The 25,233-nt window shown below is 58.2% G+C and carries 25 protein-coding genes; 20 read left to right on the top strand and 5 right to left on the bottom strand.

The window, feature by feature from the left end; genetic code table 11:
* Positions 1–4 precede the first annotated feature (4 nt).
* The 7 genes from F8N12_RS19595 (at position 5) to ispD (ending at position 7,755) form a co-directional block, all read left to right on the top strand.
* A complete protein-coding gene (locus F8N12_RS19595) occupies positions 5–952 on the top strand; it encodes an acetyl-CoA carboxylase carboxyltransferase subunit alpha (protein WP_150580086.1) in 948 nt (315 codons plus the stop codon).
* Positions 953–1,083: 131 nt separating this feature from the next.
* Positions 1,084–2,412, top strand: a complete 1,329-nt coding sequence (tilS, locus tag F8N12_RS19590; protein WP_150580085.1) for a tRNA lysidine(34) synthetase TilS — start codon at positions 1,084–1,086, stop codon at positions 2,410–2,412.
* A 274-nt stretch (positions 2,413–2,686) separates the two neighbouring features.
* Positions 2,687–4,318 (top strand): CTP synthase, encoded by a 1,632-nt coding sequence (locus F8N12_RS19585; RefSeq protein WP_150580084.1) that lies wholly within the window; start codon positions 2,687–2,689, stop codon positions 4,316–4,318.
* A gap of 5 nt (positions 4,319–4,323) precedes the next feature.
* Positions 4,324–5,169: a 3-deoxy-8-phosphooctulonate synthase gene (gene kdsA / locus F8N12_RS19580; protein WP_150580083.1), complete on the top strand. Its 846-nt coding sequence runs from the start codon at positions 4,324–4,326 to the stop codon at positions 5,167–5,169.
* Between the two features lie 146 nt (positions 5,170–5,315).
* Positions 5,316–6,605, top strand: a complete 1,290-nt coding sequence (gene eno / locus F8N12_RS19575; protein WP_008072676.1) for a phosphopyruvate hydratase — start codon at positions 5,316–5,318, stop codon at positions 6,603–6,605.
* A gap of 167 nt (positions 6,606–6,772) precedes the next feature.
* Positions 6,773–7,051 (top strand): cell division protein FtsB, encoded by a 279-nt coding sequence (gene ftsB / locus F8N12_RS19570; RefSeq protein ID WP_150580082.1) that lies wholly within the window; start codon positions 6,773–6,775, stop codon positions 7,049–7,051.
* Positions 7,048–7,755 carry a 2-C-methyl-D-erythritol 4-phosphate cytidylyltransferase gene (gene ispD / locus F8N12_RS19565; RefSeq protein ID WP_150580081.1) on the top strand — a complete coding sequence of 236 codons (708 nt, stop codon included), beginning with the start codon at positions 7,048–7,050 and terminating at the stop codon, positions 7,753–7,755. The genes ftsB and ispD overlap by 4 nt, the downstream gene beginning before the upstream one ends.
* A 110-nt stretch (positions 7,756–7,865) precedes the next feature.
* Here the strand turns inward: ispD and F8N12_RS19560 are convergent, their stop codons facing one another.
* The gene (locus F8N12_RS19560; RefSeq protein ID WP_150580080.1) at positions 7,866–8,762 is read right to left on the bottom strand and encodes a LysR substrate-binding domain-containing protein; all 897 of its coding nucleotides are present in this window, start codon (positions 8,760–8,762) and stop codon (positions 7,866–7,868) included.
* 106 nt (positions 8,763–8,868) lie between these two features.
* Between F8N12_RS19560 and F8N12_RS19555 the strand changes: the two genes are divergently transcribed.
* The 8 genes from F8N12_RS19555 to rpoS all read left to right on the top strand — a co-directional run bounded on the left by F8N12_RS19555 (position 8,869) and on the right by rpoS (position 16,071).
* Positions 8,869–9,981 (top strand): S-(hydroxymethyl)glutathione dehydrogenase/class III alcohol dehydrogenase, encoded by a 1,113-nt coding sequence (locus tag F8N12_RS19555; protein WP_150580079.1) that lies wholly within the window; start codon positions 8,869–8,871, stop codon positions 9,979–9,981.
* A 90-nt stretch (positions 9,982–10,071) separates the two neighbouring features.
* Positions 10,072–10,917: an S-formylglutathione hydrolase gene (gene fghA / locus F8N12_RS19550; RefSeq protein ID WP_150580078.1), complete on the top strand. Its 846-nt coding sequence runs from the start codon at positions 10,072–10,074 to the stop codon at positions 10,915–10,917.
* Between the two features lie 43 nt (positions 10,918–10,960).
* The gene (ispF, locus tag F8N12_RS19545; RefSeq protein ID WP_150580077.1) at positions 10,961–11,434 is read left to right on the top strand and encodes a 2-C-methyl-D-erythritol 2,4-cyclodiphosphate synthase; all 474 of its coding nucleotides are present in this window, start codon (positions 10,961–10,963) and stop codon (positions 11,432–11,434) included.
* Complete coding sequence (truD, locus tag F8N12_RS19540) at positions 11,431–12,489, top strand: tRNA pseudouridine(13) synthase TruD (RefSeq protein ID WP_150580076.1); 1,059 nt, start codon at positions 11,431–11,433, stop codon at positions 12,487–12,489. The genes ispF and truD overlap by 4 nt, the downstream gene beginning before the upstream one ends.
* Complete coding sequence (gene surE / locus F8N12_RS19535) at positions 12,477–13,226, top strand: 5'/3'-nucleotidase SurE (protein WP_150580075.1); 750 nt, start codon at positions 12,477–12,479, stop codon at positions 13,224–13,226. Before truD ends, surE begins: the two co-directional genes overlap by 13 nt.
* Positions 13,227–13,267: 41 nt before the next feature.
* Positions 13,268–13,903 (top strand): protein-L-isoaspartate(D-aspartate) O-methyltransferase, encoded by a 636-nt coding sequence (locus F8N12_RS19530; protein WP_177326966.1) that lies wholly within the window; start codon positions 13,268–13,270, stop codon positions 13,901–13,903.
* A 197-nt stretch (positions 13,904–14,100) separates the two neighbouring features.
* Positions 14,101–14,958 carry a peptidoglycan DD-metalloendopeptidase family protein gene (locus F8N12_RS19525; protein WP_150580074.1) on the top strand — a complete coding sequence of 286 codons (858 nt, stop codon included), beginning with the start codon at positions 14,101–14,103 and terminating at the stop codon, positions 14,956–14,958.
* A gap of 105 nt (positions 14,959–15,063) precedes the next feature.
* Positions 15,064–16,071, top strand: a complete 1,008-nt coding sequence (gene rpoS / locus F8N12_RS19520) for an RNA polymerase sigma factor RpoS (RefSeq protein ID WP_150580073.1) — start codon at positions 15,064–15,066, stop codon at positions 16,069–16,071.
* 469 nt (positions 16,072–16,540) lie between these two features.
* Here rpoS and fdxA read toward each other — a convergent pair whose 3' ends face one another.
* Both fdxA and mutS read right to left on the bottom strand, forming a co-directional pair.
* A complete protein-coding gene (gene fdxA, locus F8N12_RS19515; RefSeq protein WP_150580072.1) occupies positions 16,541–16,864 on the bottom strand; it encodes a ferredoxin FdxA in 324 nt (107 codons plus the stop codon).
* Between the two features lie 141 nt (positions 16,865–17,005).
* Complete coding sequence (gene mutS / locus F8N12_RS19510) at positions 17,006–19,588, bottom strand: DNA mismatch repair protein MutS (RefSeq protein ID WP_150580071.1); 2,583 nt, start codon at positions 19,586–19,588, stop codon at positions 17,006–17,008.
* A gap of 296 nt (positions 19,589–19,884) precedes the next feature.
* Between mutS and F8N12_RS19505 the strand changes: the two genes are divergently transcribed.
* From F8N12_RS19505 to recX, 3 genes are all read left to right on the top strand, one after another.
* Complete coding sequence (locus F8N12_RS19505; RefSeq protein ID WP_150580070.1) at positions 19,885–20,385, top strand: CinA family protein; 501 nt, start codon at positions 19,885–19,887, stop codon at positions 20,383–20,385.
* Between the two features lie 83 nt (positions 20,386–20,468).
* Positions 20,469–21,521: a recombinase RecA gene (gene recA, locus F8N12_RS19500; protein ID WP_150580069.1), complete on the top strand. Its 1,053-nt coding sequence runs from the start codon at positions 20,469–20,471 to the stop codon at positions 21,519–21,521.
* 8 nt (positions 21,522–21,529) lie between these two features.
* Positions 21,530–21,997, top strand: a complete 468-nt coding sequence (gene recX / locus F8N12_RS19495) for a recombination regulator RecX (protein ID WP_150580068.1) — start codon at positions 21,530–21,532, stop codon at positions 21,995–21,997.
* 45 nt (positions 21,998–22,042) lie between these two features.
* Here the strand turns inward: recX and F8N12_RS19490 are convergent, their stop codons facing one another.
* Complete coding sequence (locus F8N12_RS19490; protein ID WP_150580067.1) at positions 22,043–23,161, bottom strand: LOG family protein; 1,119 nt, start codon at positions 23,159–23,161, stop codon at positions 22,043–22,045.
* 363 nt (positions 23,162–23,524) lie between these two features.
* On the opposite strand from F8N12_RS19490, the gene F8N12_RS19485 reads away from it, so the two are divergent.
* On the top strand, positions 23,525–23,725 hold the full coding sequence (locus F8N12_RS19485; RefSeq protein WP_150580066.1) for a hypothetical protein: 201 nt from the start codon (positions 23,525–23,527) through the stop codon (positions 23,723–23,725).
* Here F8N12_RS19485 and F8N12_RS19480 read toward each other — a convergent pair whose 3' ends face one another.
* Positions 23,726–24,151, bottom strand: a complete 426-nt coding sequence (locus F8N12_RS19480) for a PA3611 family quorum-sensing-regulated virulence factor (protein WP_028622520.1) — start codon at positions 24,149–24,151, stop codon at positions 23,726–23,728.
* A gap of 203 nt (positions 24,152–24,354) precedes the next feature.
* Between F8N12_RS19480 and F8N12_RS19475 the strand changes: the two genes are divergently transcribed.
* On the top strand, positions 24,355–25,104 hold the full coding sequence (locus tag F8N12_RS19475) for a tRNA-uridine aminocarboxypropyltransferase (RefSeq protein WP_150580065.1): 750 nt from the start codon (positions 24,355–24,357) through the stop codon (positions 25,102–25,104).
* Positions 25,105–25,233 lie beyond the last annotated feature (129 nt).

Below are 25,233 nucleotides of genomic sequence, written 5' to 3'. Positions count from 1 at the left end.
GCCTATGAACCCGAATTTTCTAGATTTCGAACAGCCGATCGCCGACCTGCAAGCCAAGATCGAAGAGTTGCGCTTGGTCGGTAATGACAATTCGCTGAATATCGGCGAAGAGATCTCCCGCCTGCAGGAAAAAAGCAGCACGCTGACCGAAGACATCTTCGGCAAGCTGACCAGCTGGCAGATCGCGCGTCTGGCGCGTCATCCGAAACGTCCTTATACCCTGGACTACATCGAACACATCTTCACCGAGTTCGACGAGTTGCACGGTGACCGTCACTTCTCCGACGACGCTGCGATCGTCGGTGGCGTCGCCCGTCTCGACGACCAGCCGGTGATGATCATCGGTCACCAGAAAGGCCGCGAAGTACGCGAGAAAGTTCGTCGCAACTTTGGCATGCCACGTCCTGAAGGCTACCGCAAAGCGTGCCGCCTCATGGAAATGGCCGAACGCTTCAAGATGCCGATCCTGACCTTCATTGATACCCCGGGCGCTTACCCTGGTATCGATGCCGAAGAACGCAACCAGAGCGAAGCCATCGCCTGGAACCTGCGCGTCATGGCTCGCCTGAAAACGCCAATCATCGCCACCGTGATTGGTGAGGGTGGTTCTGGCGGCGCACTGGCGATTGGCGTGTGCGATCAGCTGAACATGCTCCAGTACTCGACGTACGCGGTGATTTCGCCGGAAGGCTGTGCCTCGATTCTGTGGAAGACCGCCGAGAAAGCGCCGGATGCCGCTGAAGCCATGGGCATCACCGCCGAGCGCCTGAAAGGCCTGGGTATCGTTGACAAGGTGATCGGCGAACCACTGGGCGGCGCTCATCGCAATCCGGCCGTTGCCGCCGCTTCGATCCGCGCGGAATTGAGTTCGCAATTGGCGATGCTCAAGGAATTCGATACCGAAGCGCTGTTGACCCGTCGTTACGAGCGCCTGATGAGCTACGGTCTCTGATCTGACCTCGGCTTCAATGTGGGAGCGAGCCTGCTCGCGATGGCGGTTCAACATTCAACTGATCGGTTGAGTGTGTGACTGCAATCGCGAGCAAGCCCGCTCCCACATTTGATTTGTGCAAAGGGAAAGATATGGATCGGGCCACGATTGATTTGCCTTCCCGGCTTTTGATGAGTCTGAAGCTATGGCGCAACGTCAAAACCTGGCGCGTCGCGTTCTCCGGTGGCCTTGATTCCACCGTCCTGTTGCATCTGCTTGTACACCTCGCAAAAACCACATCCCTCCCAGAACTCAGAGCCATCCACGTTCACCATGGTCTTCAGGCGGCGGCGGATGCGTGGCCGCAACACTGTCTGTCGGTCTGTGACGCATGGGGCGTACCGTTGCAGGTAATCCGCGTGCAGGTTCGGCCTGGCGCCAGCCTCGAACGGGCAGCACGGGATGCGCGGTATGACGCCTTCGATGCAGCAACTCAGGCCGGTGACGTACTGCTCACCGGTCAACACCGGGACGATCAGGCGGAAACCTTGTTGTTCCGGTTGCTGCGCGGGGCAGGGGTGCGTGGGATGGCAGGCATGCCGGGTCAGCGCTCGTTGGGCCGCGGGCATTTGCTGCGTCCGTTGCTGGATGTCACACGCGCGGAGCTGGAAGCCTACGCCGCGGAGCACGGGTTGAGCTGGATCGAAGACCCGACAAATGAAGATCGGCGCTTCTCGCGCAATTACCTAAGGCATCAAATCTTTCCTGAACTGACCGAGCGCTGGCCGCAAGCCACCGCCAACATGGCTCGCAGTGCGGCGCATTTGCGGGAGGCACAAGGGTTGCTCGATGAATTGGCGCTGATCGACCTGAGCGCTGCACAGACCGTCAGTGATCTCCCTTGGCTCGGCGTGCCGTCCCTCGAACTGGCGCCGCTCGCACTATTGTCCGCCGCTCGACAGCGCAATGCGCTCAGTCACTGGCTCTCGCCAGTGACCAGCCTGCCCGACAGCGACCATTGGTCGGGGTGGGATGATCTGCGTGATGCCTCGGGCGACGCCCGGCCAATCTGGCGTCTGGCCGATGGCGAACTGCATCGGGCCGGGGGGCGAATCTGGTGGTTGTCCGGCGCCTGGTTGCGCGATCCGCTGGCATCGAACGAATGGCTGGAGCAAGCGAAAGCTCTGACGTTGCCGGATAATGGCGTGCTGACGATCAGCGGCAGCGTCCCAAATGGACCGCTGCAGGTGCGCTATCGTGAAGGTGGCGAAGTCATGTATCTGCCTGGGCGTGGGCATCGCGATCTCAAGCGCCTGCTCAATGAAAGTGCCGTTCCCGCGTTCGTCCGTGGCAGATTGCCGCTGCTGTATCAGGGCGAGCAATTGCTGGCGGTCGCCAATCTGCGGGGCTTGAATGGCAGTGATCCGCATGGCTGGCATTTGCATTGGCAGCCGCCAACCGAAGATCAAGGTTTGAGCTGATAGGGGCTTTCCGGTAGACTACGCTCCCTTCTTGATACAACTTCTGTGGATTCGCCTGAATTGCAGCAGTTGCCGATTACCAAGCAGTCTTTGCTGGGCGATTCCAAAAAATGTGTAGCGAGCAACGTACCGGTGTTTCATTTCCCGGTCTGTCCCAACGCGGCGGTTTTTTCGAAGGTTGCACTGTGATTAATGCAGGTGATCGGGGGCTTCGGCCTTCCTTCGCTTTCCCCGGCGGCTCGTACCGCTTTAACGCAGACTTCTAGGGTTTTTCATGACGCGCTACATATTCGTCACGGGCGGTGTTGTTTCTTCATTGGGGAAAGGCATTGCCTCGGCTTCATTGGCGGCCATCCTGGAGGCGCGGGGACTTAAGGTCACCATGCTGAAGCTGGACCCGTACATCAACGTCGATCCGGGCACCATGAGCCCGTTCCAGCACGGTGAAGTGTTCGTCACCCACGACGGCGCCGAGACCGACCTGGACCTGGGTCACTACGAGCGGTTCATCCGCACGACCATGACCCAGAACAACAACTTCACCACCGGCCGTGTCTACGAGCACGTGCTGCGCAAAGAGCGCCGTGGTGATTACCTGGGCGCGACCATTCAGGTCATTCCGCACATCACCGACGAGATCAAGCGCCGGATCATCAAGGGCGCCGGCGATGCCGACGTGGCCATGGTCGAGATCGGTGGCACGGTAGGCGACATCGAGTCGCAACCGTTCCTCGAAGCGATTCGTCAATTGCGTTTCGAAGTCGGCGCCAAGCGCGCGATGCTGATGCACCTGACCCTGGTGCCATACATCGCCACCGCCGGCGAAACCAAGACCAAGCCAACCCAGCACTCGGTCAAGGAACTGCGTTCCATCGGCCTGCAGCCTGACGTGCTGGTGTGCCGCTCTGATCACCCGATCGACATTTCCTCGCGTCGCAAAATCGCGCAATTCACCAACGTTGAAGAACGTGCGGTGATTGCGCTGGAAGACGCCGACACCATCTACAAGATCCCGGGCATCCTGCATTCGCAGGGTCTGGACGATTTTGTCGTCGAGCGTTTCGGCCTGCAATGCGGCGGCGCCGATCTCTCCGAGTGGGAAGCCGTGGTGGACGCCAAGCTCAACCCTGAGCACGAAGTCACCATCGCCATGGTCGGCAAGTACATGGAGCTGCTGGACGCTTACAAGTCGCTGATCGAAGCGATGAGTCACGCCGGCATCAGCAACCGCACCAAGGTCAACCTGCGCTACATCGATTCCGAAGACATCGAAAACCAGGGCACTGCGCTGCTGGAAGGCGTCGATGCGATTCTGGTGCCGGGCGGCTTCGGTCTGCGTGGCGTGGAAGGCAAGATTACTGCCGTGCAGTACGCTCGCGAAAACAAGGTGCCGTACCTCGGTATCTGCCTGGGCATGCAAGTGGCCGTGATCGAGTTCGCTCGTAACGTCATGGGCTGGAAAGACGCCAACTCCACCGAGTTCGATCGTGCAAGCGGTCACCCGGTCGTGGGCCTGATTACCGAGTGGGAAGATGCCACCGGCGCGGTCGAAACCCGTACCGAAACCTCCGACCTCGGCGGCACCATGCGCCTCGGCGCGCAGGATTGTCTGCTGGAGCCGGGTTCGCTGGTTCACGACTGCTACGGCAAGGACGTGATCGTCGAGCGTCACCGTCATCGCTACGAAGTGAACAACAACCTGCTGCCGCAGATCATGGAAGCCGGCCTGAAAATCTCCGGTCGGTCCGGCGATGGCGCGCTGGTTGAAGTGGTCGAAGCGCCGGATCATCCATGGTTCGTCGCGTGCCAGTTCCACCCTGAGTTCACTTCGACGCCGCGCGACGGTCACCCGTTGTTCAGCGGTTTCGTTAAAGCAGCTTTGGTCCAACACCAGAAGAAGGCGTAATTCCAATGGCGCAGAAGATCATCCGCGTAGGCGACATCGAGATTGCCAACGACAAGCCGATGGTGCTGTTCGGTGGCATGAACGTGCTGGAAAGCCGCGACATGGCGATGCAGGTCTGCGAAGAGTACGTCAAGGTGACCGCGAAGCTCGGCATCCCTTACGTGTTCAAGGCCAGCTTCGACAAGGCCAATCGTTCCTCCGTGACCTCTTACCGTGGCCCTGGCCTGGAAGAAGGCATGCGGATTTTCCAGGACATCAAGCAAGCCTTTGGCGTGCCGATCATTACTGACGTCCACGAGCCGGATCAGGCTGCGGTCGTTGCTGAAGTCTGCGACATCATCCAGCTGCCTGCTTTCCTGTCGCGCCAGACCGACCTCGTGGTCGCGATGGCCAAGACCGGCGCGGTCATCAACATCAAGAAAGCCCAGTTTCTCGCTCCTCAGGAAATGAAGCACATCCTGAGCAAATGCGTTGAAGCGGGTAACGATCAGTTGATCCTCTGCGAGCGCGGTTCAAGCTTTGGCTACAACAACCTGGTCGTCGACATGCTCGGCTTCGGCATCATGAAGCAGTTCGAATACCCGGTGTTTTTCGACGTGACCCACGCCCTGCAAATGCCCGGAGGTCGTGCCGATTCCGCTGGCGGTCGTCGCGCCCAGGTCCTCGATCTGGCCAAGGCCGGCATGAGCCAGTCGCTGGCCGGCCTGTTCCTTGAAGCGCACCCGGATCCGGACAATGCCAAATGCGATGGTCCTTGCGCGCTGCGTCTGGACAAACTGGAGCCATTCCTGGCCCAGCTCAAAGCCCTGGACGAGTTGGTGAAAAGTTTTCCTGCCGTGGAAACCGCGTAACTGCGGATTTCCACCGTAGGAGCCGGCTTGCTGGCGATAGCGATCCTGAACACGCTACCGCCAGCAAGGCGGCTCCTACAGGATTTGATCCAAAAGTATAAATCGATCGGTAAAGCGTCTTCGTCAACTTTGGAGTGTTTACAACAATGGCAAAAATAGTCGACATCAAAGGTCGTGAAGTTCTCGACTCCCGGGGCAATCCCACCGTGGAAGCGGACGTGCTTCTCGATAACGGCATCATCGGCAGTGCTTGCGCGCCGTCCGGTGCTTCCACTGGCTCGCGTGAAGCACTCGAGCTGCGTGATGGCGACAAGAGCCGTTACCTGGGCAAGGGCGTTCTGAAAGCGGTCGCCAACATCAACGGTCCGATCCGCGACCTGCTGTTGGGCACTGACCCAAGCGACCAGAAAGCGCTCGATCACGCGATGATCAAGCTGGACGGCACTGAAAACAAAGCCACCCTGGGTGCCAACGCCATCCTCGCCGTTTCCCTCGCCGCCGCCAAGGCAGCTGCTCAGGATCAGGATCTGCCGCTGTACGCGCACATCGCCAACCTGAACGGTACGCCGGGTGTCTACTCGATGCCGGTGCCGATGATGAACATCATCAACGGTGGCGAGCATGCCGATAACAACGTCGACATCCAGGAATTCATGGTGCAGCCGGTTGGCGCTAAGTCCTTCTCGGAAGGTCTGCGCATGGGCACCGAGATTTTTCATCACCTCAAAGCCGTACTGAAGGCCCGTGGACTGAGCACTGCTGTAGGTGACGAAGGTGGTTTCGCGCCAAACCTGGCTTCCAACGAAGACGCTTTGAAAGTGATCTCCGAAGCCGTGGCCAACGCCGGTTACAAGCTGGGTACTGATGTGACTCTGGCACTGGACTGCGCCGCCAGCGAATTCTACGAAGACGGCAAGTACAACCTCTCCGGCGAAGGCCAGGTGTTCACGGCTGAAGGGTTTGCCGACTACCTGAAAGGCCTGACAGAGCGTTACCCGATCATCTCGATCGAAGACGGTCTGGACGAGTCCGACTGGGCTGGCTGGAAAATCCTCACGGACAAGATCGGCGAGAAAACCCAGCTGGTGGGCGACGACCTGTTCGTAACCAACACCAAGATCCTCAAAGAAGGCATCGATAAAAAGATCGCCAACTCGATCCTGATCAAGTTCAACCAGATCGGCACCCTGACCGAAACCCTGGAAGCCATCCAGATGGCCAAGGCCGCTGGTTACACCGCCGTGATCTCGCACCGCTCCGGCGAAACCGAAGACTCGACCATTGCCGACCTGGCAGTGGGTACGGCGGCTGGCCAGATCAAGACCGGCTCTCTGTGCCGCTCGGATCGCGTGTCCAAGTACAACCAACTGCTGCGTATCGAAGAGCAGTTGAACGGCAAAGCCAAGTACAACGGCCGTAGCGAGTTCCGCGGTTAAGCGTTGACTGTTTAAAAGTCAGCGGATAGTGTCGGCAAAATCGCGACAGCGATGGATTTGCCAAATCTGATGCCTTATCAGCACAAGCCTGGGTCTTCCAGGCTTCGTGCTATCAGATGCTAAGTTTTGGCATGGCTGTCTTTTTTCCACTGGATACCTGATATTCGATGCGCAGTCCCAATTGGTTGTTCCTCGTTCTGCTCCTGTTGCTGGCAGGTCTGCAATACCGCCTCTGGGTCGGTAATGGCAGCCTTGCGCAAGTGGCGGAGTTGAGTCAGCAGATTGCCGATCAGCACGCTGAGAACGAAGGTTTGCTGGAACGCAATCGAGTGATGGGGGCCGAAGTCAGCGAGCTCAAAAAAGGCATGGAGACCGTGGAAGAGCGGGCTCGTCACGAGTTGGGTATGGTCAAGGACGGTGAAACCCTTTACCAGCTTGCACAATGAATTCCTCGATACCGGCCTTTTGGGCCGTGATCCCCGCCGCAGGCGTCGGTGCCCGGATGGCCGCAGACCGTCCCAAGCAGTACTTGCAACTGGGCGGACGCACTATTCTTGAACACAGCCTCGGCTGTTTCCTTGATCATCCTGCCCTGAAGGGTTTGGTGGTCAGTCTTGCGGTTGATGATCCTTACTGGCCGAATCTGGCGTGCGCCGGCGATTCGCGTATTCAACGCGTTGACGGCGGTGAGGAGCGTTCCGGGTCGGTGCTCAATGCCTTGCTGCATCTGCATGCGCTGGGTGCGGACGATGAAGATTGGGTATTGGTGCACGATGCTGCGCGGCCCAATCTGAGCCGTGATGATCTGGACAAGTTGCTGAGTGAGTTGGCGGACGACACGGTCGGTGGACTGCTGGCCGTTCCGGCTCGCGATACGCTTAAACGAGTCGACAAGCACGGTCGCGTACTCGAAACCGTGGATCGCAGCGTGATCTGGCAAGCTTATACGCCGCAGATGTTTCGCCTCGGCGCCTTGCATCGGGCCTTGGCCGATAGCCTGGTGGGTGACGCAGTCATCACCGATGAGGCTTCCGCTATGGAGTGGGCAGGGCTGGCGCCACGTCTGATCGAGGGGCGATCAGATAACCTCAAGGTCACTCGGCCTGAGGATCTTGAATGGCTGCGTCTGCGTTGGGCTAATCGCCGCTAAAGATCGCAGCCTCGTTGCACTCGACAGCTCCTACCTTGTCGGTTTGCACCGTAAGGCACCTGTAGGAGCTGTCGAGTGCAACGAGGCTGCGATCTTTTGATCTTCAAACCTCAAACCCTGTACTCCGGCCTGGACGCCAACCCTTCCTTCAAATAATCCACCAACTTTCTCACCTTCGGTGACAAATGCCGTTGTTGCGGATACAACGCCCATACCGCCGTGTTGGGCGGCTGATGCGCCTCCAGCAAAGAAATCAGTTCCCCGCTTTTCAGATGTCCCAGCACGTAATAATCCGGCAGCTGACACAATCCGACGCCTTGCAACGCCGCATCCAGTACCGCTTGCCCACTGTTGCACCGCCAGTTTCCCTGCACCCGTTGGGAAAATTCCTTGCCGTTCTGTTCCAGCTGCCAAACATCCGTGCTGCCGATCAGGCAATTGTGCTGGCTCAATTCCGACAGACTGTGTGGCCGACCGTACCGCTCAACGTAGGACGGTGACGCGCACAGGTACATCCGTCGTGGTGCCAGGCGTGTCGCGACCAGTCTTGAGTCCTGCAAGCGGCCTAAGCGAATCGCCAGGTCCAGGCCTTCGTGCACCAGATCCAGCTGACGATTGCTCAGTTCGATATCAATGCGAAGCTGCGGGTAAAGCCCCATGAAACGCGTCACCAACGGCACGATAAAGCGTTCGCCATACGCCACGGCACAGGTCATGCGCAGCATGCCTTTCGGTTCGCTCGTCAGGTCACCCACTGCGCGCAATGCTTCTTCACGACCATCCTGTAAACGCTGACAGTGCTGCAGAAATGTTTGCCCTGCTTCCGTGAGCGTGACCCGCCGGGTGCTCCGATAGAGCAATCGTGTCTGAAGACGCTCTTCGAGGCGTACGATCTGACGACTGATGTGCGAGGAAGAAACACCAAGTCGGTCTGCGGCTGCGGTGAACTGGCTGCATTCAGCCACGGCGACGAACTCGTCGATGCCTTCCCAGCGGTTCTCTGACATAAGTGATTATCCCTGTGCAGCAATAATGTTTTGCTTTCCTCCGGATTATTCATCGTTAAGCGCTGTATTACACTCACTGTCTTGTTTATATCCACTGGAGATACCCATGATCAAGTCGCGCGCTGCCGTTGCCTTCGAGGCTAAAAAACCGCTCGAGATCGTTGAAGTCGATGTCGCCATGCCCAAGGCCGGTGAAGTGTTGTTGCGTGTGATCGCCTCCGGTGTCTGCCATACCGATGCCTACACGCTGTCGGGCGCGGATCCGGAAGGCATCTTCCCGTCGATTCTCGGTCACGAAGGTGGCGCGGTGGTTGAGGCGATCGGTGAAGGTGTGACCTCGGTTGCCGTCGGCGATCACGTTATCCCGCTTTACACCCCGGAATGCCGCCAGTGCAAGTTCTGCCTGTCGGGCAAGACCAACCTCTGCCAGGCGATTCGTTCGACCCAGGGTAAAGGCCTGATGCCAGACGGCACTTCGCGCTTTTCCTACAAGGGGCAGCCGATCTTCCACTACATGGGTACTTCGACTTTCTCCGAATACACCGTGCTGCCGGAAATTTCCGTGGCCAGAATTCAGAAAGAGGCGCCACTGGAAAAAGTCTGCCTGCTGGGCTGCGGTGTCACTACCGGTATCGGCGCAGTGCTGAATACCGCCAAGGTGAAACCGGGTGATACCGTGGCCATTTTCGGCCTCGGCGGTATCGGTCTGTCGGCAGTCATCGGTGCAGTCAAAGCCAAGGCTGGACGGATCATCGCCGTGGACATCAATCCGGCGAAATTCGAGATTGCCAAGCAATTGGGTGCAACCGACTGTGTCAACCCGAAAGACTTCGATCGCCCGATCCAGGAAGTGATCGTCGACATGACCGATGGCGGCGTCGACTTTTCCTTTGAATGCATTGGCAACGTCCAGCTGATGCGGGCCGCACTCGAGTGCTGCCACAAAGGTTGGGGCGAATCGGTAATCATCGGCGTCGCCGGTGCCGGTCAGGAAATTGCCACCCGCCCATTCCAGTTGGTCACCGGTCGCGTCTGGCGTGGTTCGGCGTTCGGCGGGGTGCGCGGTCGTACCGAGCTGCCAAGCTACGTCGACATGGCCGAAAGTGGTGAAATCCCGCTCGATACCTTCATCACACACACCATGGGTCTGGAAGACATCAATAGGGCATTCGATCTGATGCACGAAGGCAAGAGCATCCGTTCCGTCATTCATTTCTAAGAGAAAGCTGCAAGCTGCAAGCGACAAGCTGCAAGGGGCACGGTACTTCTCTTGCAGCTTGAAGCTTGGGGCTTGTAGCTGAGGAAGCCCATGATCCTGGAAAATATCTCCTGCCAGAAAAGCTTCGGCGGCTGGCACAAACGCTACAAGCACCGTTCCGACGTGCTCGGATGCGACATGGTGTTCGCCGTGTACCTGCCGCCGCAAGCAGAGCAGGGCGGCAAATTGCCGGTGTTGTACTGGCTGTCCGGTCTGACCTGCACCGACGAAAACTTCATGCACAAGGCTGGCGCGATGCGCATGGCCGCCGAGCTCGGGTTGATTATCGTTGCGCCGGACACCAGCCCGCGCGGGCCTGATGTGCCGGATGATCCGGAGGACGCCTGGGACTTCGGCCTCGGCGCTGGTTTCTATCTGAATGCCACGCAGGAACCGTGGTCGCGGCACTATCGCATGCATGACTATGTGGTGCAGGAATTGCCGGCCTTGGTCGAAGCCCATTTCCCTGCGTCCGACAAACGTGGCATCAGCGGCCATTCCATGGGCGGCCATGGCGCGCTTGTCTGTGCATTGCGCAATCCGGGCCGTTATCAGTCGGTGTCGGCATTCTCGCCGATCAACAATCCGATGGATTGCCCTTGGGGTCAGAAGGCCTTTTCCCGTTACCTGGGTGAAGACCGCTCGAAGTGGCGTGAATGGGATGCCTGCGCGTTGATCGCCGAGGCAGAGGAGAAGTTGCCGCTGCTGGTCGATCAAGGTGATCGCGATGACTTCCTCGCTACCCAGCTCAAGCCCGAAGCCTTGCAGCAAGCCGCGAAACAGGCCGGCCATCCGCTGACGTTGCGCCTGCAACCCGGCTACGACCACAGCTATTTCTTCATCGCCAGTTTCATTGACGAACACTTGCAGCATCACGGACGCGCCCTAGGCCTCTAATGCAGGTAGAATCACGCCCTGACAAAAATCGGGGCGTTTTTTTATGCGTATTGGCCACGGCTATGATGTGCACCGTTTCGCTGAAGGCGATTTCATTACTCTGGGCGGCGTGCGTATCGCACACGGCTTCGGGCTGCTCGCTCACTCCGACGGTGACGTCCTGCTGCACGCCTTGAGCGATGCCTTGCTTGGCGCGGCCGCGCTGGGTGATATCGGCAAACACTTCCCGGACACCGACCCGACATTCAAGGGGGCAGACAGCCGCGTGCTGTTACGCCATGTTGTCGCGCTGATCCACGGCAAAGGCTGGATAATCGGCAACGTCGATAACACCATCGTTGCCCAGGCGCCAAAAATGGCCCCGCATATCGAATCGATGCGCGCTCTGATTGCCGCGGATCTTCAAGTTGAGTTGGATCAAGTGAACGTGAAAGCTACCACCACCGAAAAGCTTGGTTTTGTCGGGCGCGAAGAAGGCATTGCGGTGCACTCCGTTGCCTTGTTGCTGCGCGCATGAATGAGGCGCAACTGCTTGGCCCGCGCGCATACGGTGAGGCACTCGGCACTGCGGTATTAAAAGCGACCGCAGAGGATTTTCAGGTCGACGAAGTACTCGATATTCCCCTCAGTGGTGATGGCGAGCACCTGTGGATCTGGGTGGAAAAACGCGGGCTTAATACTGAGGAAGCGGCCCGGCGGATAGCCAAGGCGGCGGGCGTGCCGCTGCGCACGGTCAGCTACGCCGGGCTGAAGGATCGCCAGGCACTCACGCGGCAGTGGTTCAGTGTGCAACTGCCAGGCAAGGCGGATCCCGATCTGTCGGCGGCGGAAAACGAAACGCTGAAAATCCTCAAGACCGGTCGGCACAGACGCAAGCTGCAGCGCGGGGCTCATTCGGCGAACGGTTTCACCCTGCGGCTGACACAATTTTCGGGCGATACGGCCGCAATCGAAGAACGCCTGCAACTGATCGCTAAACAAGGTATTCCGAATTATTTCGGCGCTCAACGTTTTGGCTTTGACGGCGGGAACGTCGTCGATGCCCGCGGGTGGGCGGCGCGCAAGGCGTTGCCGGAGCAGCGCAATGTGCGCTCGCGGCTGCTGTCCACGGCGCGCAGTTTCCTGTTCAACCAGGTATTGGCGGCGCGGGTTGCCGATGGCACCTGGCAGCGTGCGCAAGTGGGTGACCTGCTGGCTTTCACTGACAGTCGCAGCTTTTTCCCGGCCGGCGAAGCCGAGTGCAGCGATCCGCGCCTGGCGATTCTCGACCTGCACCCGACCGGACCGCAGTGGGGCGAAGGTGACTCGCCGACCACGGGCGCTGTCCATGTACTGGAGCAGGCAATCGCCGCGCGCGAAGCAGACTTGCGCGACTGGTTGATTAACGCCGGTATGAGCCACGAACGTCGCATCCTGCGACTGCCCATTGCCGGGTTGACGTGGCATTATCCCGAGCCTGACATTCTGCAACTGGAATTCGTCCTGCCGGCCGGATGCTTTGCCACCGTACTGGTGCGCGAACTTGTCGATCTGGTGCCGGTGGGGCAGACGGACAGCCCATGCGTATTCTGATTTCGAACGACGATGGGGTAGCCGCACCCGGTCTCGCCGCGCTTCATGCTGCGCTGGCGGATTACACCGAGTGCGTGGTTATCGCCCCTGACCAGGACAAAAGTGGCGCCAGCAGCTCGCTGACGCTTGACCGTCCGTTGCACCCGCAAACTCTTGCCAACGGTTTCATCAGCCTCAATGGCACGCCAACCGATTGCGTGCACCTGGGGCTTAACGGCTTGCTGGAAGTGGTGCCGGACATGGTGGTTTCCGGGATCAACCTGGGCGCCAATCTGGGCGACGACGTGCTGTATTCCGGTACGGTGGCAGCGGCGCTCGAAGGGCGTTTTCTCGAGCGGCCCTCGTTTGCTTTTTCGCTGGTCTCACGGCAGGTCGACAACCTCTCCACGGCCGCCCATTTTGCGCGCAAACTGGTGGAGGCTCACGCCGCCCTCGATCTGCCACCGCGCACGGTGCTGAACGTGAACATTCCCAATTTGCCGCTTGACCATATCCGCGGTATTCAGCTGACCCGCCTGGGGCACCGCGCCCGTGCGGCGGCACCGATGAAGGTGGTCGACCCTCGGGGCAAATCCGGTTACTGGATCGCAGCTGCCGGTGATGCCGAAGACGGCGGCCCGGGCACCGATTTCCATGCTGTGATGCAGGGTTATGTGTCAATCACGGCATTGCAGCTGGACCGCACCTTCAATGATGCTTTCAGAAGTCTCGATGGCTGGCTGGAGGGACTTCGATAATGGCCCGTGAACAAGACCACATGCTGCATCGCGGCATCGGGATGACTTCTCAAAGAACCCGTGAACGACTGATCCAGCGGTTGTACGAGGAAGGCATTTCCAACGCCAAGGTATTGGAAGTGATCCGCCGGACGCCGCGTCATCTGTTCGTCGACGAGGCGCTTGCGCATCGCGCCTACGAAGATACGGCTTTGCCGATCGGCAATAACCAGACGATTTCCCAGCCTTACATGGTGGCCCGCATGAGCGAGCTGCTACTGGAGGCGGGACCGCTGGACAAAGTGATGGAAATTGGCACCGGTTCCGGTTATCAGACCGCAATCCTTTCGCAACTGGTGGAGCGGGTGTTTTCGGTAGAGCGCATCAAGGTCTTGCAGGACCGGGCCAAGGAACGGCTGATCGATCTGAACCTGCGCAACGTGGTGTTTCGCTGGGGAGATGGCTGGGAAGGGTGGCCGGCGCTGGCGCCTTATAACGGCATCATCGTGACCGCAGTAGCGACCGACGTGCCGCAGGCATTACTCGATCAACTGGCGCCAGGCGGGCGCCTGGTGATCCCGGTCGGGTCAGGGGAGGTCCAGCAACTGATGCTGATCATTCGTGAAGAGCACGGTTTTTCCAGGCGCGTACTTGGCTCCGTGCGATTCGTCCCTTTACTGAATGGGCCTCTGGCCTGAGCTTTTGTTGCAACGCGCTGAATTCTCATCGATCAGCTTTGTCTTACAGCGACGTCAGGCAGTTAAACGGATTGTATCGCTGGCGCAAACCTGCGCCCTGCTCGATTAAAAGTAGAGGCTGCACGGCCCGTTATACTTGCGACACTTCATGCCGAATTTCGGCAAGCCAATTTTAGCCACCACAAAGGGAGCGGCGGGTGAGTCTCACAGTCATTGCGCAGCGAATGGGTACAACGAGCTTTCAGCGCCTGGTGACTGGCCTTGTCTTGAGCGCCTTGCTGGTTGGTTGTTCCAGCAACAAATCCAGCGATGTGCGCGTTGTTGACCGCAACAAGGCCGCGGCCCAGCGCCCGGCAGTCACCACGGGGCAATACGTGGTTCGACCAAAAGACACCCTGTTCTCAATTGCTTTCCGTTACGGCTGGGACTACAAAGCCCTGGCGGCAAGAAACAATATCCCGGCGCCTTACACCATCCGTCCGGGTCAGACGATTCGCTTCGACGGGCGCACCGGTTCAACGCCGACTACAGTGACCAGTTCAACGACTTCAACGCCTTCATCTTCGAGTAAAACCACCGTATTTCGTCGCCCGGCATCGGGTGCGAGCGGAGCCACCACGGTGGTTGTACCGTCCGTCGCAAACAAATCCTCTACCGCACCGATGCCTCCCGCCGGGCCAGCCCCGACCGGCTGGGGATGGCCTTCTAATGGCATTCTTATTGGAAAATTCTCTTCAAACGGCAGTTTGAATAAAGGAATTGATATCGCCGGAGATTTGGGACAGCCTGTTTTAGCTGCGTCTGATGGGACGGTGGTATACGCCGGGAGTGGCTTAAGGGGCTACGGCGAGTTAGTCATCATCAAACACAGCGATACCTACGTCAGTGCCTACGGACATAACCGCAGGCTGTTGGTTCGGGAGGGGCAGCAGGTCAAGGTCGGGCAAACAATTGCCGAAATGGGGTCAACGGGTACAGACCGGGTGAAACTGCATTTTGAGATTCGCCGACAAGGTAAACCTGTAGATCCGCTGCAATTCCTGCCGCGTCGTTGATTGCTTTCCAGCCTGTTCCGTCGCGTAGAGGGGACAGGCTCCAGCGTTGCCAAGGATAAAGGCGTCGCTTGAGCTTGAGGTCGAACTCACCAAAGGACTATAACAATGGCTCTCAGTAAAGAAGTGCCGGAGTTTGACATCGACGATGAGGTTCTCCTGATGGAGACCGGTATCGGTACGGATTCGATGTCGAATGATGAAGGGGCTGCTCCACCTTCCGTTCGCGCCAAATCCAAAAACTCCACGTCGTTGAAACAACACAAATACATTGATTACACACGTGCGCTCGACGCTACGCAGTTGTATCTCAATGAAATCGGCTTTTCCCCGCTGCTGTCCCCCGAAGAAGAAGTTCACTTTGCGCGTTTGTCGCAAAGTGGTGATCCGGCCGGGCGCAAACGCATGATTGAAAGCAACCTGCGGCTGGTGGTGAAAATCGCCAGGCGCTATGTCAATCGCGGACTGTCGCTGCTGGATCTGATCGAGGAAGGGAACCTCGGACTGATTCGGGCGGTGGAAAAATTCGATCCTGAACGTGGGTTCCGTTTCTCGACTTACGCGACATGGTGGATTCGTCAGACCATCGAGCGCGCGATCATGAATCAGACCCGGACGATCCGGTTGCCGATCCATGTGGTCAAGGAGCTCAACGTGTACCTGCGCGCCGCGCGCGAGCTCACACAGAAGCTGGATCACGAACCTTCACCGGAAGAAATCGCCAACCTGCTGGAAAAACCGGTAGCCGAGGTCAAGCGCATGCTCGGCCTGAATGAGCGGGTTTCTTCAGTCGACGTCTCGCTGGGGCCGGATTCGGATAAAACCCTGCTGGACACCCTCACTGATGATCGTCCGACCGATCCATGTGAGCTGCTGCAGGACGACGACCTGTCGCAGAGCATCGATCAATGGCTTTCGGAGCTGACCGACAAGCAACGCGAGGTGGTGGTGCGCCGCTTCGGCCTGCGCGGGCACGAGAGCAGCACGCTTGAGGATGTGGGCCTGGAAATCGGCCTGACCCGTGAGCGGGTCAGACAGATCCAGGTTGAGGGGCTTAAACGTCTTCGGGAAATTCTCGAGAAGAATGGCCTGTCGAGCGAGTCATTGTTCCAGTAAGAACACGCGCCAAACAACAAAAAGCCCCGACTGGTTCGGGGCTTTTTGTTGCCGGAAATAGCACCGAGTGAACTTTGTCATTTGGAGTCTGAAGATGTAAGCCTCAGCCTACTCTTGTGTAAGTGTTCGCTATTTCTCCACATCGGAGCACTGCTATTTACCCTCGGCGAATTAGTTCAACCTTCTGATTACACTCTATATTTTCGTGCGGACCCGATTTCATGGACTGCCTGCTGCAGTCTTCGTGATCGATTGCTCTTGCCTGAAAACCCACTAGTATCCGGGGTGTGTCGACGGACAGACACAACCTTCAGGGATGAGGGATAAGGACATGGCAGGAAGCGATTCATCAGGAGGATGAAAAGGAACACAGGGATAGGGAAAAATGTGGGCGGGTCAAACCGCCCCTTTTTTTGTCTGCAGAAAAGTAAAAAGGCCCGCAAGGGGCCTTTTTGGAACGCGGGGAAGATCAGCGTTCGAGGTGCTCGAGCTTGCCGGGTTTACCGTCCCAGGCGGCGGACTCAGGCAACGGGTCTTTACGTTCAGTAATGTTCGGCCAGATTTCAGCCAGCTCGACGTTCAACTGAATGAAATTCTCCATACCGGCAGGCACTTCATCTTCCGAGAAGATAGCCACGGCAGGGCATTCCGGTTCGCACAGTGCGCAGTCGATGCACTCATCCGGGTGAATCACCAGGAAGTTCGGGCCTTCGTAAAAGCAGTCCACCGGACAGACTTCTACGCAGTCGGTGTACTTGCACTTGATGCAGTTGTCGGTGACGACGAAGGTCATTTCTAATTCTCTCCTCAGGCGGCTGCAGCGGAGCCCCTTCACGTTGGGGTCGCCGGGTTTGGGAGCGATAGTCTGCAAGCCAGGCTGTAGCTTGCAGCATCCCAAACCGCGCGAGATTCTAACAGCTTGCAGGCAAGTGCGTTAGATCCGTGTCTTCAGTGTATAGAGCATTTCCAGCGCGCGGCGCGGCGTCATGTCATCCAGGTCGAGTCTGGCCAGGTCATCCAGCACCGGATGGGGCAGGCTGGCAAACATGTCGCTCTGCTGCGGCGCGGCCGGTTTGCCTTTGACTGGCTTTGGCACGTCATGTGGCAGCGCCGTAGCTTCCAGCCGACCGAGGTGCTCTCGGGCACGCACGATCACTTCGCTGGGTACGCCGGCCAGTTGCGCAACCGCCAAGCCATAACTCTGGCTGGCCGGTCCCGGCAATACGTGGTGAAGGAAGACAATGCGCTCGTTGTGCTCCGTAGCGTTGAGGTGCACGTTGGCCACCAACGGCTGGGCTTCCGGCAATACCGTCAGCTCGAAATAATGGGTGGCGAACAACGTATAGGCGCGTAGATGCGCCAGCCGCTCCGCCGCTGCCCATGCCAGGGACAGACCGTCGAATGTGCTGGTACCGCGCCCGACCTCGTCCATCAACACCAGACTGCGCTCGGTAGCATTGTGCAGGATGTTCGCGGTTTCGCTCATCTCGACCATGAACGTCGAGCGCCCGCCCGCCAGATCGTCACTGGAGCCGATCCGGGTGAAAATCCGGTCGACCAGCGACAGTTCGCAACTCGCCGCCGGCACGAAGCTGCCGATGTGCGCGAGCAGCACGATCAACGCGGTCTGCCGCATATAGGTGGATTTACCGCCCATGTTAGGTCCGGTAATGATCAGCATTCGGGTGTTGTCGTCGAGGCTCAGATCATTAGCCACGAACGGTGTGGTCAGCACTTGCTCGACCACCGGGTGGCGACCCTGGCTGATGCGCATGCACGGTTCATCGACAAAGCGTGGGCAGTTCAGGTCGAGGTTCAGTGCGCGCTCGGCGAGGTTACTCAAAACATCCAGTTCGGCAAGTGCAGCCGCGGTGTCCTGTAGCGGAGGCAACTGGGCGATCAGGTCTTCGAGGAGCGCCTCATAGAGCATTTTTTCGCGGGCCAGTGCCCGGCTTTTCGCCGACAGGGCCTTGTCTTCGAACGCTTTCAGCTCCGGCGTAATGAAACGCTCGGCACCTTTAAGCGTTTGCCGACGGATGTAATCGGCCGGCGCCGATTCGGCCTGTTTGCTCGGTAGCTCGATGAAGTAACCGTGAATGCGGTTGTAACCGACTTTCAAATGCGACAGGCCGGTGCGTGCCTTCTCGCGCGCTTCCAGGTCGATGAGGAATTGCCCGGCGTTTTCGCTCAACGATTGCAGATCATCGAGTTCGCTGTCGTAACCGGTTTTCAACACGCCGCCATCGCGGATCACCGCTGGCGGGTTGTCGATGATGGCTTTTGCCAGCAGTGCTGCCAGTTCCGGATAGGTGCTGGTGGTCGCTGCCAGTTGAATGATGTGCGGCGCTTCCAGCTCGGTCATTGCCTGTTGCAACTCGGGCAGTGCGCCCAGGGCATCGCGTAGCCTTGCCAGGTCACGGGGGCGGGCATTGCGCAGACCAATCCGCGCCAGAATCCGCTCGATGTCGCCGATTTCCTTGAGCTGCGGTTGCAGTTTTTCGAACCGATAGCGGTCGAGCAGGCAGGTGATCGACGTCTGTCGTGCCAGCAGCACCGTCAGATCCCGCAGTGGCCGGTTCAGCCAGCGCGTCAACAAGCGGCTGCCCATGGCGGTCTGGCAGCGATCGACCACCGATTGCAAGGTGTTGTCGCGGCCACCGGCGAGGTTGGTGTCCAGCTCCAGGTTGCGACGACTCGCACCGTCCAGAACTACGGTGTCGTCCAGGCGCTCATGGCGCAGACTGCGCAAATGCGGCAGGGCGGTGCGCTGGGTTTCCTTGGCGTAACTGAGCAGGCAACCGGCTGCACCGATGGCCAGCGTCAGATTCTCGCAGCCGAAACCTTTGAGGTCCTGAGTCGAGAATTGCTGGCAGAGACTTTTCAATGCCGAGTCGCGCTCGAAATCCCACGGCGCACGACGCCGAACCCCACGGCGTTTCTCCGCGGGAAGATCTTTTGGCCAGTCATCCGGGATCATGAGCTCCACCGGATTGACCCGCTCCAGTTCCGCCAGCAGGTTTTCCCAGCCCTTGATCTCCAGCACCGTGAAGTTGCCACTGGTGATGTCCAGCACCGCAAGACCGAACAGGCGCTCATCACCCAGGACCGCCGCAATCAGGTTGTCGCGGCGTTCGTCGAGCAATGCCTCGTCACTGACCGTACCCGGGGTGATGATCCGTACCACCTGACGATCGACCGGCCCCTTACTGGTCGCCGGATCGCCGACCTGTTCGCAGATCACCACCGACTCGCCGAGCTTGACCAGTTTCGCCAGATAACCTTCCGCTGCGTGGTAAGGAATCCCACACATCGGAATCGCCTGACCGGCAGATTGCCCACGGGCGGTCAGGGTGATGTCGAGCAACTTGGCGGCTTTCTTCGCATCTTCGTAGAAGATCTCGTAGAAGTCGCCCATGCGATAGAACATGAGCTGGTCGGGGTGCTGGTTCTTCAGGCGCCAATATTGCTGCATCATTGGCGTGTGAGAGGACAGGTCGGAGGAGAGTGCTTTATTCATCGGGTATCAGGCAATTCGTTGAAAGGTGTAGGGCAAAGGAGGGACGTTGGCCCGGCTTTTCCGCGATGGGCGCAAGGTTACCATGGGCAGTCGAAGTGACGCAGGCATCAAAGCCTGCCAAGCGCAAAGGCTTGGCTGAAGTAAGACGTGATGATGCGGCTGGTCGGTCAGAATTCCCGGTTTCTGCGCTTCGTGCACTCTGCGTTTTCCCGCTAACATTTTGATCGACCCTGTGCCTTGCAAGCGCGATTTGCTCGTGTACGGTAGATCGCATTCCGCACGCTCTGGAGATGACCGTGAAAGAAATCACTCAGCTCGCCGCTGAACTTGGCAGACGCCTGCAGGTTCTCAATGCTCATGTCACCGCAGCGGAGTCCTGTACCGGGGGCGGAATCTCGGAGGCGATTACCCGCATCCCGGGGAGCTCGGCGTGGTTTGAGGCTGGCTATGTCACCTATTCCAATCGGCAGAAAACCGAGCAATTGCAGGTCCCGCCCGAATTGTTTGCGACGGTGGGAGCGGTCAGTTGCGAGGTGGTAGAGGCCATGGTTCGAGGCGCCCAGGAGAAAAGCCGTGCACATTTCGCCGTTGCCGTCAGCGGTGTCGCCGGCCCGGATGGAGGCTCGCCGAACAAACCGGTGGGCACCGTATGGCTGGCCTGGGGCGTGGGCGAGCGGGTATTCAGCGAGGTTCAGCATTTCCCCGGTAACCGTGACGAAGTTCGCCGACAAACGGTGAAGGCCGCGCTAGAGGGGCTGCTGCGGCACGCGGCGGGAGAAATCTCAAATCAGGGGTAGGCGATCTTGAAGTGCTGTGGAATAATACTGTCTACTTATACAGGTGTTGGCCGTCAGGCCTTATTGATTACGTGAGGACTTTAATGGACGACAACAAGAAGAAAGCCTTGGCTGCGGCCCTGGGTCAGATCGAACGTCAATTCGGCAAGGGTGCCGTAATGCGTATGGGCGATCAGGACCGTCAGGCGATCCCATCCATTTCTACTGGCTCTCTGGGTCTGGACATTGCGCTGGGCATTGGCGGCCTCCCAAAAGGCCGTATCGTTGAAATCTACGGTCCAGAATCCTCCGGTAAAACCACACTGACATTGTCCGTGATTGCCCAGGCTCAAAAAGCCGGCGCGACCTGCGCATTCGTCGATGCTGAACACGCCCTCGACCCGGAATACGCTCTCAAGCTTGGCGTCAACGTTGATGACTTGCTGGTTTCTCAGCCCGACACTGGCGAGCAAGCCTTGGAAATCACCGACATGCTGGTGCGTTCCAACGCGGTTGACGTGATCATTGTCGACTCCGTAGCAGCGCTGGTGCCAAAGGCTGAAATCGAAGGCGAAATGGGTGACATGCACGTGGGCCTGCAGGCTCGTCTGATGTCTCAGGCGCTGCGTAAAATCACCGGTAACATCAAGAACGCCAACTGCCTGGTTATTTTCATCAACCAGATCCGTATGAAAATCGGCGTGATGTTTGGCAGCCCTGAAACCACCACCGGTGGTAACGCGCTGAAGTTCTATGCATCGGTTCGTCTGGATATTCGCCGTACTGGCGCGGTGAAAGAAGGTGACGAAGTTGTCGGTAGCGAAACCCGCGTCAAGGTTGTAAAGAACAAGGTCGCTTCGCCGTTCCGTCAGGCAGAATTCCAGATTCTTTATGGCAAGGGCATCTACCTCAATGGCGAGATGATCGACCTTGGGGTTCTGCATGGTTTCGTCGAGAAGTCCGGTGCCTGGTATGCCTATGAAGGCACCAAGATCGGTCAGGGCAAGGCCAATTCGGCCAAGTTCCTGGCAGACAATCCGGAAATCGCCACCAAGCTTGAGAAGCAGTTGCGCGACAAGCTTCTGACACCTGCGCCGGACGTTAAAGCCTCGGCAGACCGAGTCAAAGCAGATGATCTGGTTGATGTGGATGTCTGATTGATCCGATGACCGCCGTACTCGATACACCCGTCGCAGTGCGGCGGACCGCAATGGACCTGCTCGCGCGACGCGAGCACGGTCGAGTCGAACTGACGCGTAAACTGCGTCAGCGCGGTGCACTCCCCGAGATGATCGACGCAGCACTCGACCGGTTGACGGAAGAGGGTTTGCTGTCCGAATCCCGTTACCTCGAAAGCTTTGTTTCCTATCGGGCGCGCTCCGGCCACGGCCCTTTGCGTATTCGCGAAGAGTTAAGTCAGCGCGGTCTGCAGCGTGCAGATATCGAACTCGCTATTCGCGAGAGCAGTATCAACTGGCAGGAGCAACTGGAGGATACCTGGCGACGCAAGTTCTCCGGGCATCTACCCATAGACGCACGGGAACGCGCCAAGCAAGGCCGCTTTCTGAGTTATCGGGGTTATTCCATGGAAATGATCAGCCGCTTGTTCAGTGGTCGAGGGATGGATGATTAATCAAAAACGGCCCGCTATTTGAATAGCGGGCCGTTTTTTTCTGCTTCACGAAACGTGTATCGGATCCCGCGAAAGCTGGTGGGCAATGGGTTGGGCCGTCGCCCAGTTCTCGGGCAGATTGATAAAGTCCACCAATTCGCGCAGGCGTCCATGATTACGGGCGTTAAAGGTGAAGGCCAAACGCGCCAAATGACTGAACTGCTGCTCGTCGTGTTCTTCACCGTCGTAGGCATGCTGATGAAAGTGATCGCTCAGGCACAGGTCGGCAAAACTCTCCTGCATCTGCTCAAGCGCATCGTCGCTTAGCTTATGGTTCATCCGGATCACGAATTGATGCTTGAGCCAGCGGCTCGAGTGAAAGTTGCTGTAGAACTGATTGATCTGCTCAACCGCCTCTTCGGCGCTGTAAACCAGGCTGACAAGCTTCATGTCGGTCGGCAGGATGTAGCGGTTTTCTTCCAGTTGATTGCGAATGAAATCCAGCGCGCTTTGCCAGAAATTACCGCCAGGTGAATCCAGCAGCACCACCGGTACCAGCGGACTTTTCCCTGTTTGAATCAGTGTCAGAACTTCCAGCGCTTCATCCAGCGTGCCAAAGCCGCCGGGGCACAGAACCAATGCGTCGGCTTCCTTCACGAAGAACAGCTTACGGGTGAAGAAGAAGTGGAAGGGCAGCAGGTTGCTGGTGCCATTGACGGTCGGATTGGCGTGTTGCTCGAACGGTAGAGTGATATTGAACCCTAGGCTGTGTTCGCGGCCGGCACCTTCGTGGGCCGCAGCCATGATGCCGCCTCCGGCCCCGGTGATGACCATCAGGTCGGAGCGCGCCAGTGCAGCGCCGAGTTCTCGGGCCATTGCATACAGAGGATGCTCGATCGGTGTTCGGGCCGAACCAAAAACCGTGACCTTGCGTCGTCCGCGAAACTTTTCGAGCACGCGGAATGCTTGCTCGAGTTCGCGCAAGGCCTGCAGGGTGATTTTGGCGTTCCAGCGGTTGTGATCTTCCTGGGCCATGCGCAGCACGGTGAGGATCATGTCGCGGTAGATCGGGATGTTCTGGCTGTTGGGTGAAACAAGCTTGAGTTGATCTTCAACCTTGCTGATGAGGTCGTGGCCGCTTTCTTCGAAATGACGGCTGAGGAGGTCATTCGGTTGGTAAGGCATTCAACTTCTCCTTCTGCACAAAGCCCTTGGCTACGACGAGGCAGTCGTCGGCGCCGCAATACCTCGTGTGTCACTGACAGCCCAGGCTGGCGCCTGGACGGTCCAACTGAGTCGTAATCCGGACCCTCATGTGTTGATCGTCGCTGCGATGATCATTGCGCCGCAAAGTCTTTCCTGGCAACTGCTTATTGACGATTTAAGGCGGGTTTCACCGCTCGTCTGAAGGCATACCGCAAGCCCCACACTCTGATTTACTGAATCACAGGCGTTACACCACATATTTGAGTCCCGCGGGACGCACGGACAAGCAGGTAAAGGATTTTTTTTCGCTCAAGCGAGGGCGACGAGCAGGGAGCCGAAGCAATGGCCAGAGTCATTCTGGAGATCGATACGCAACTGTATCGATTGCTCAAATCATCCGCCGAGACCAATAACCTGAGTCTTGAAGAAGAGTGCTGCCGACGTCTCGAGGGTGCCGATCGGCGCTCCAGATATTTGCAGGCTTTGTTGGCAGAGCTGCGCGCCGAGGATGAACAGCGACGCGCGAATGCTCAGTCGCGTTGATTACTTCTTTTTTGCGGGCGTTGCCTTGGGGCAATCCGATTCCTGATAGCTGGCAGAACCGACCGAGCGGTTGGTTTTCACTTCAGTGAAGTCATAACGCATGACTGCTCCCTTGGCCATCAGCTTGCGGAAGGAAGGATTGTTGCAAACAGAGGCGCCAAGCTGGAAATACACGGCTTTGGGATCGGCGCGCATTTTGTCGGCATGACTGCTCTGCACGCTCAGGTGATTGATCAGCACGTTGCCTTCGGCTGTATAGCCTTGATCAAGAATGTCTTCGTTGATGGCCCGTGGAGTGCCAGCGCTGCTTTGTGCGGCGACGTTTCGCAGTTCCCGATTCAGATTCTGCTCACTCAAGGAAGCAGCCTGAGCGCTGAAAGACGATGCGAGCAAAATGGCCGCGGTGGGAACGATAAGGCGCAGCATGAAACTCTCCTGATTCAGTGACGGGTGCTCAGTGACAGGTGGTTCGACCCCTCACATGACTGTGCGTTCAGTGGCGGCAAATTATAGGGGACGGGGCCTGTACGGTACAGGCTTGCGCCGGCTGCTCTGATAAACTGCCGATACTTTCTACCCTACCGAGTGTTGTTCGTGTCGATTTTCCTTCCCCGCAGGATGTGCCTGCGATGAGCCAGTCCTTTGCATCGAACGCCGTCGCCCGCCTGCGCGATCAGCGCGAAGAAGAGGGTATCAAGCCCATTCAGGCCCGTGGCTGGCGTGCACCGCGATGCCGCGCTTGTCGTGTGATCGAGAGCCACTGCCTGTGCGCCTGGCGTCCACAGGTTGAGGCTCGCGCCGGCGTGTGTCTGATCATGACCAACAAGGAAGTGTTCAAACCCAGCAACACCGGTTGGTTGATTGCCGATGTGGTGCGCGATAATCACGCGTTCATCTGGTCGCGCACTGAAACAGATCCGCAACTGTTGGCGTTGCTCGCGGACCCGCAGTGGCAACCTTACCTGGTATTTCCCGGCGAATACGTTGAGCCAGAGCGTGTAACCCACAGCGTTGACACCGCCAGCACCAAGCGGCCGCTGTTTATCCTGCTGGACGCCACCTGGACCGAGGCACGCAAGATTTTTCGCAAGAGTCCTTATCTGGACAAATTGCCGATTCTCAGCCTGCTGCCGGAAAAACTGTCCCGCTATCGATTACGCCGGTCGACCCGCAGCGAGCATCTGTGCACTGCAGAAGTGGCCGCGTTATGCCTCGATCTTGCCGGCGATAGCGCGGCGGCGTCGGCACTGGACGCGTATTTCGATGTGTTCAGCCAGCACTACCTGGACGCCAAACATCAGCTCGATATGAACGTGTCCACTGCGGCGCATGCCGAGCTTGAGCCTTTCCTGCAAAACACGGCTGTCGTCATCTGCTGATTGTCGCCCATACTGCAAAAGTGTCTACCGAGCACGTCGCTTGACCACCCTGACTTCGCTGGGCATGCTTGGCGCCGATTAGGGCGCGGCCGCAGTTTGAAACGCCGTTTTTTGACGTGATTGGCGTTG

It is taken from the genome of Pseudomonas fluorescens (assembly GCF_902497625.1).
GTDB classification, from domain to species: domain Bacteria; phylum Pseudomonadota; class Gammaproteobacteria; order Pseudomonadales; family Pseudomonadaceae; genus Aquipseudomonas; species Aquipseudomonas fluorescens_BQ.
Note: the sequence above shows the minus strand (reverse complement) of the source record. Positions and strands in the feature narration are given on the sequence as shown.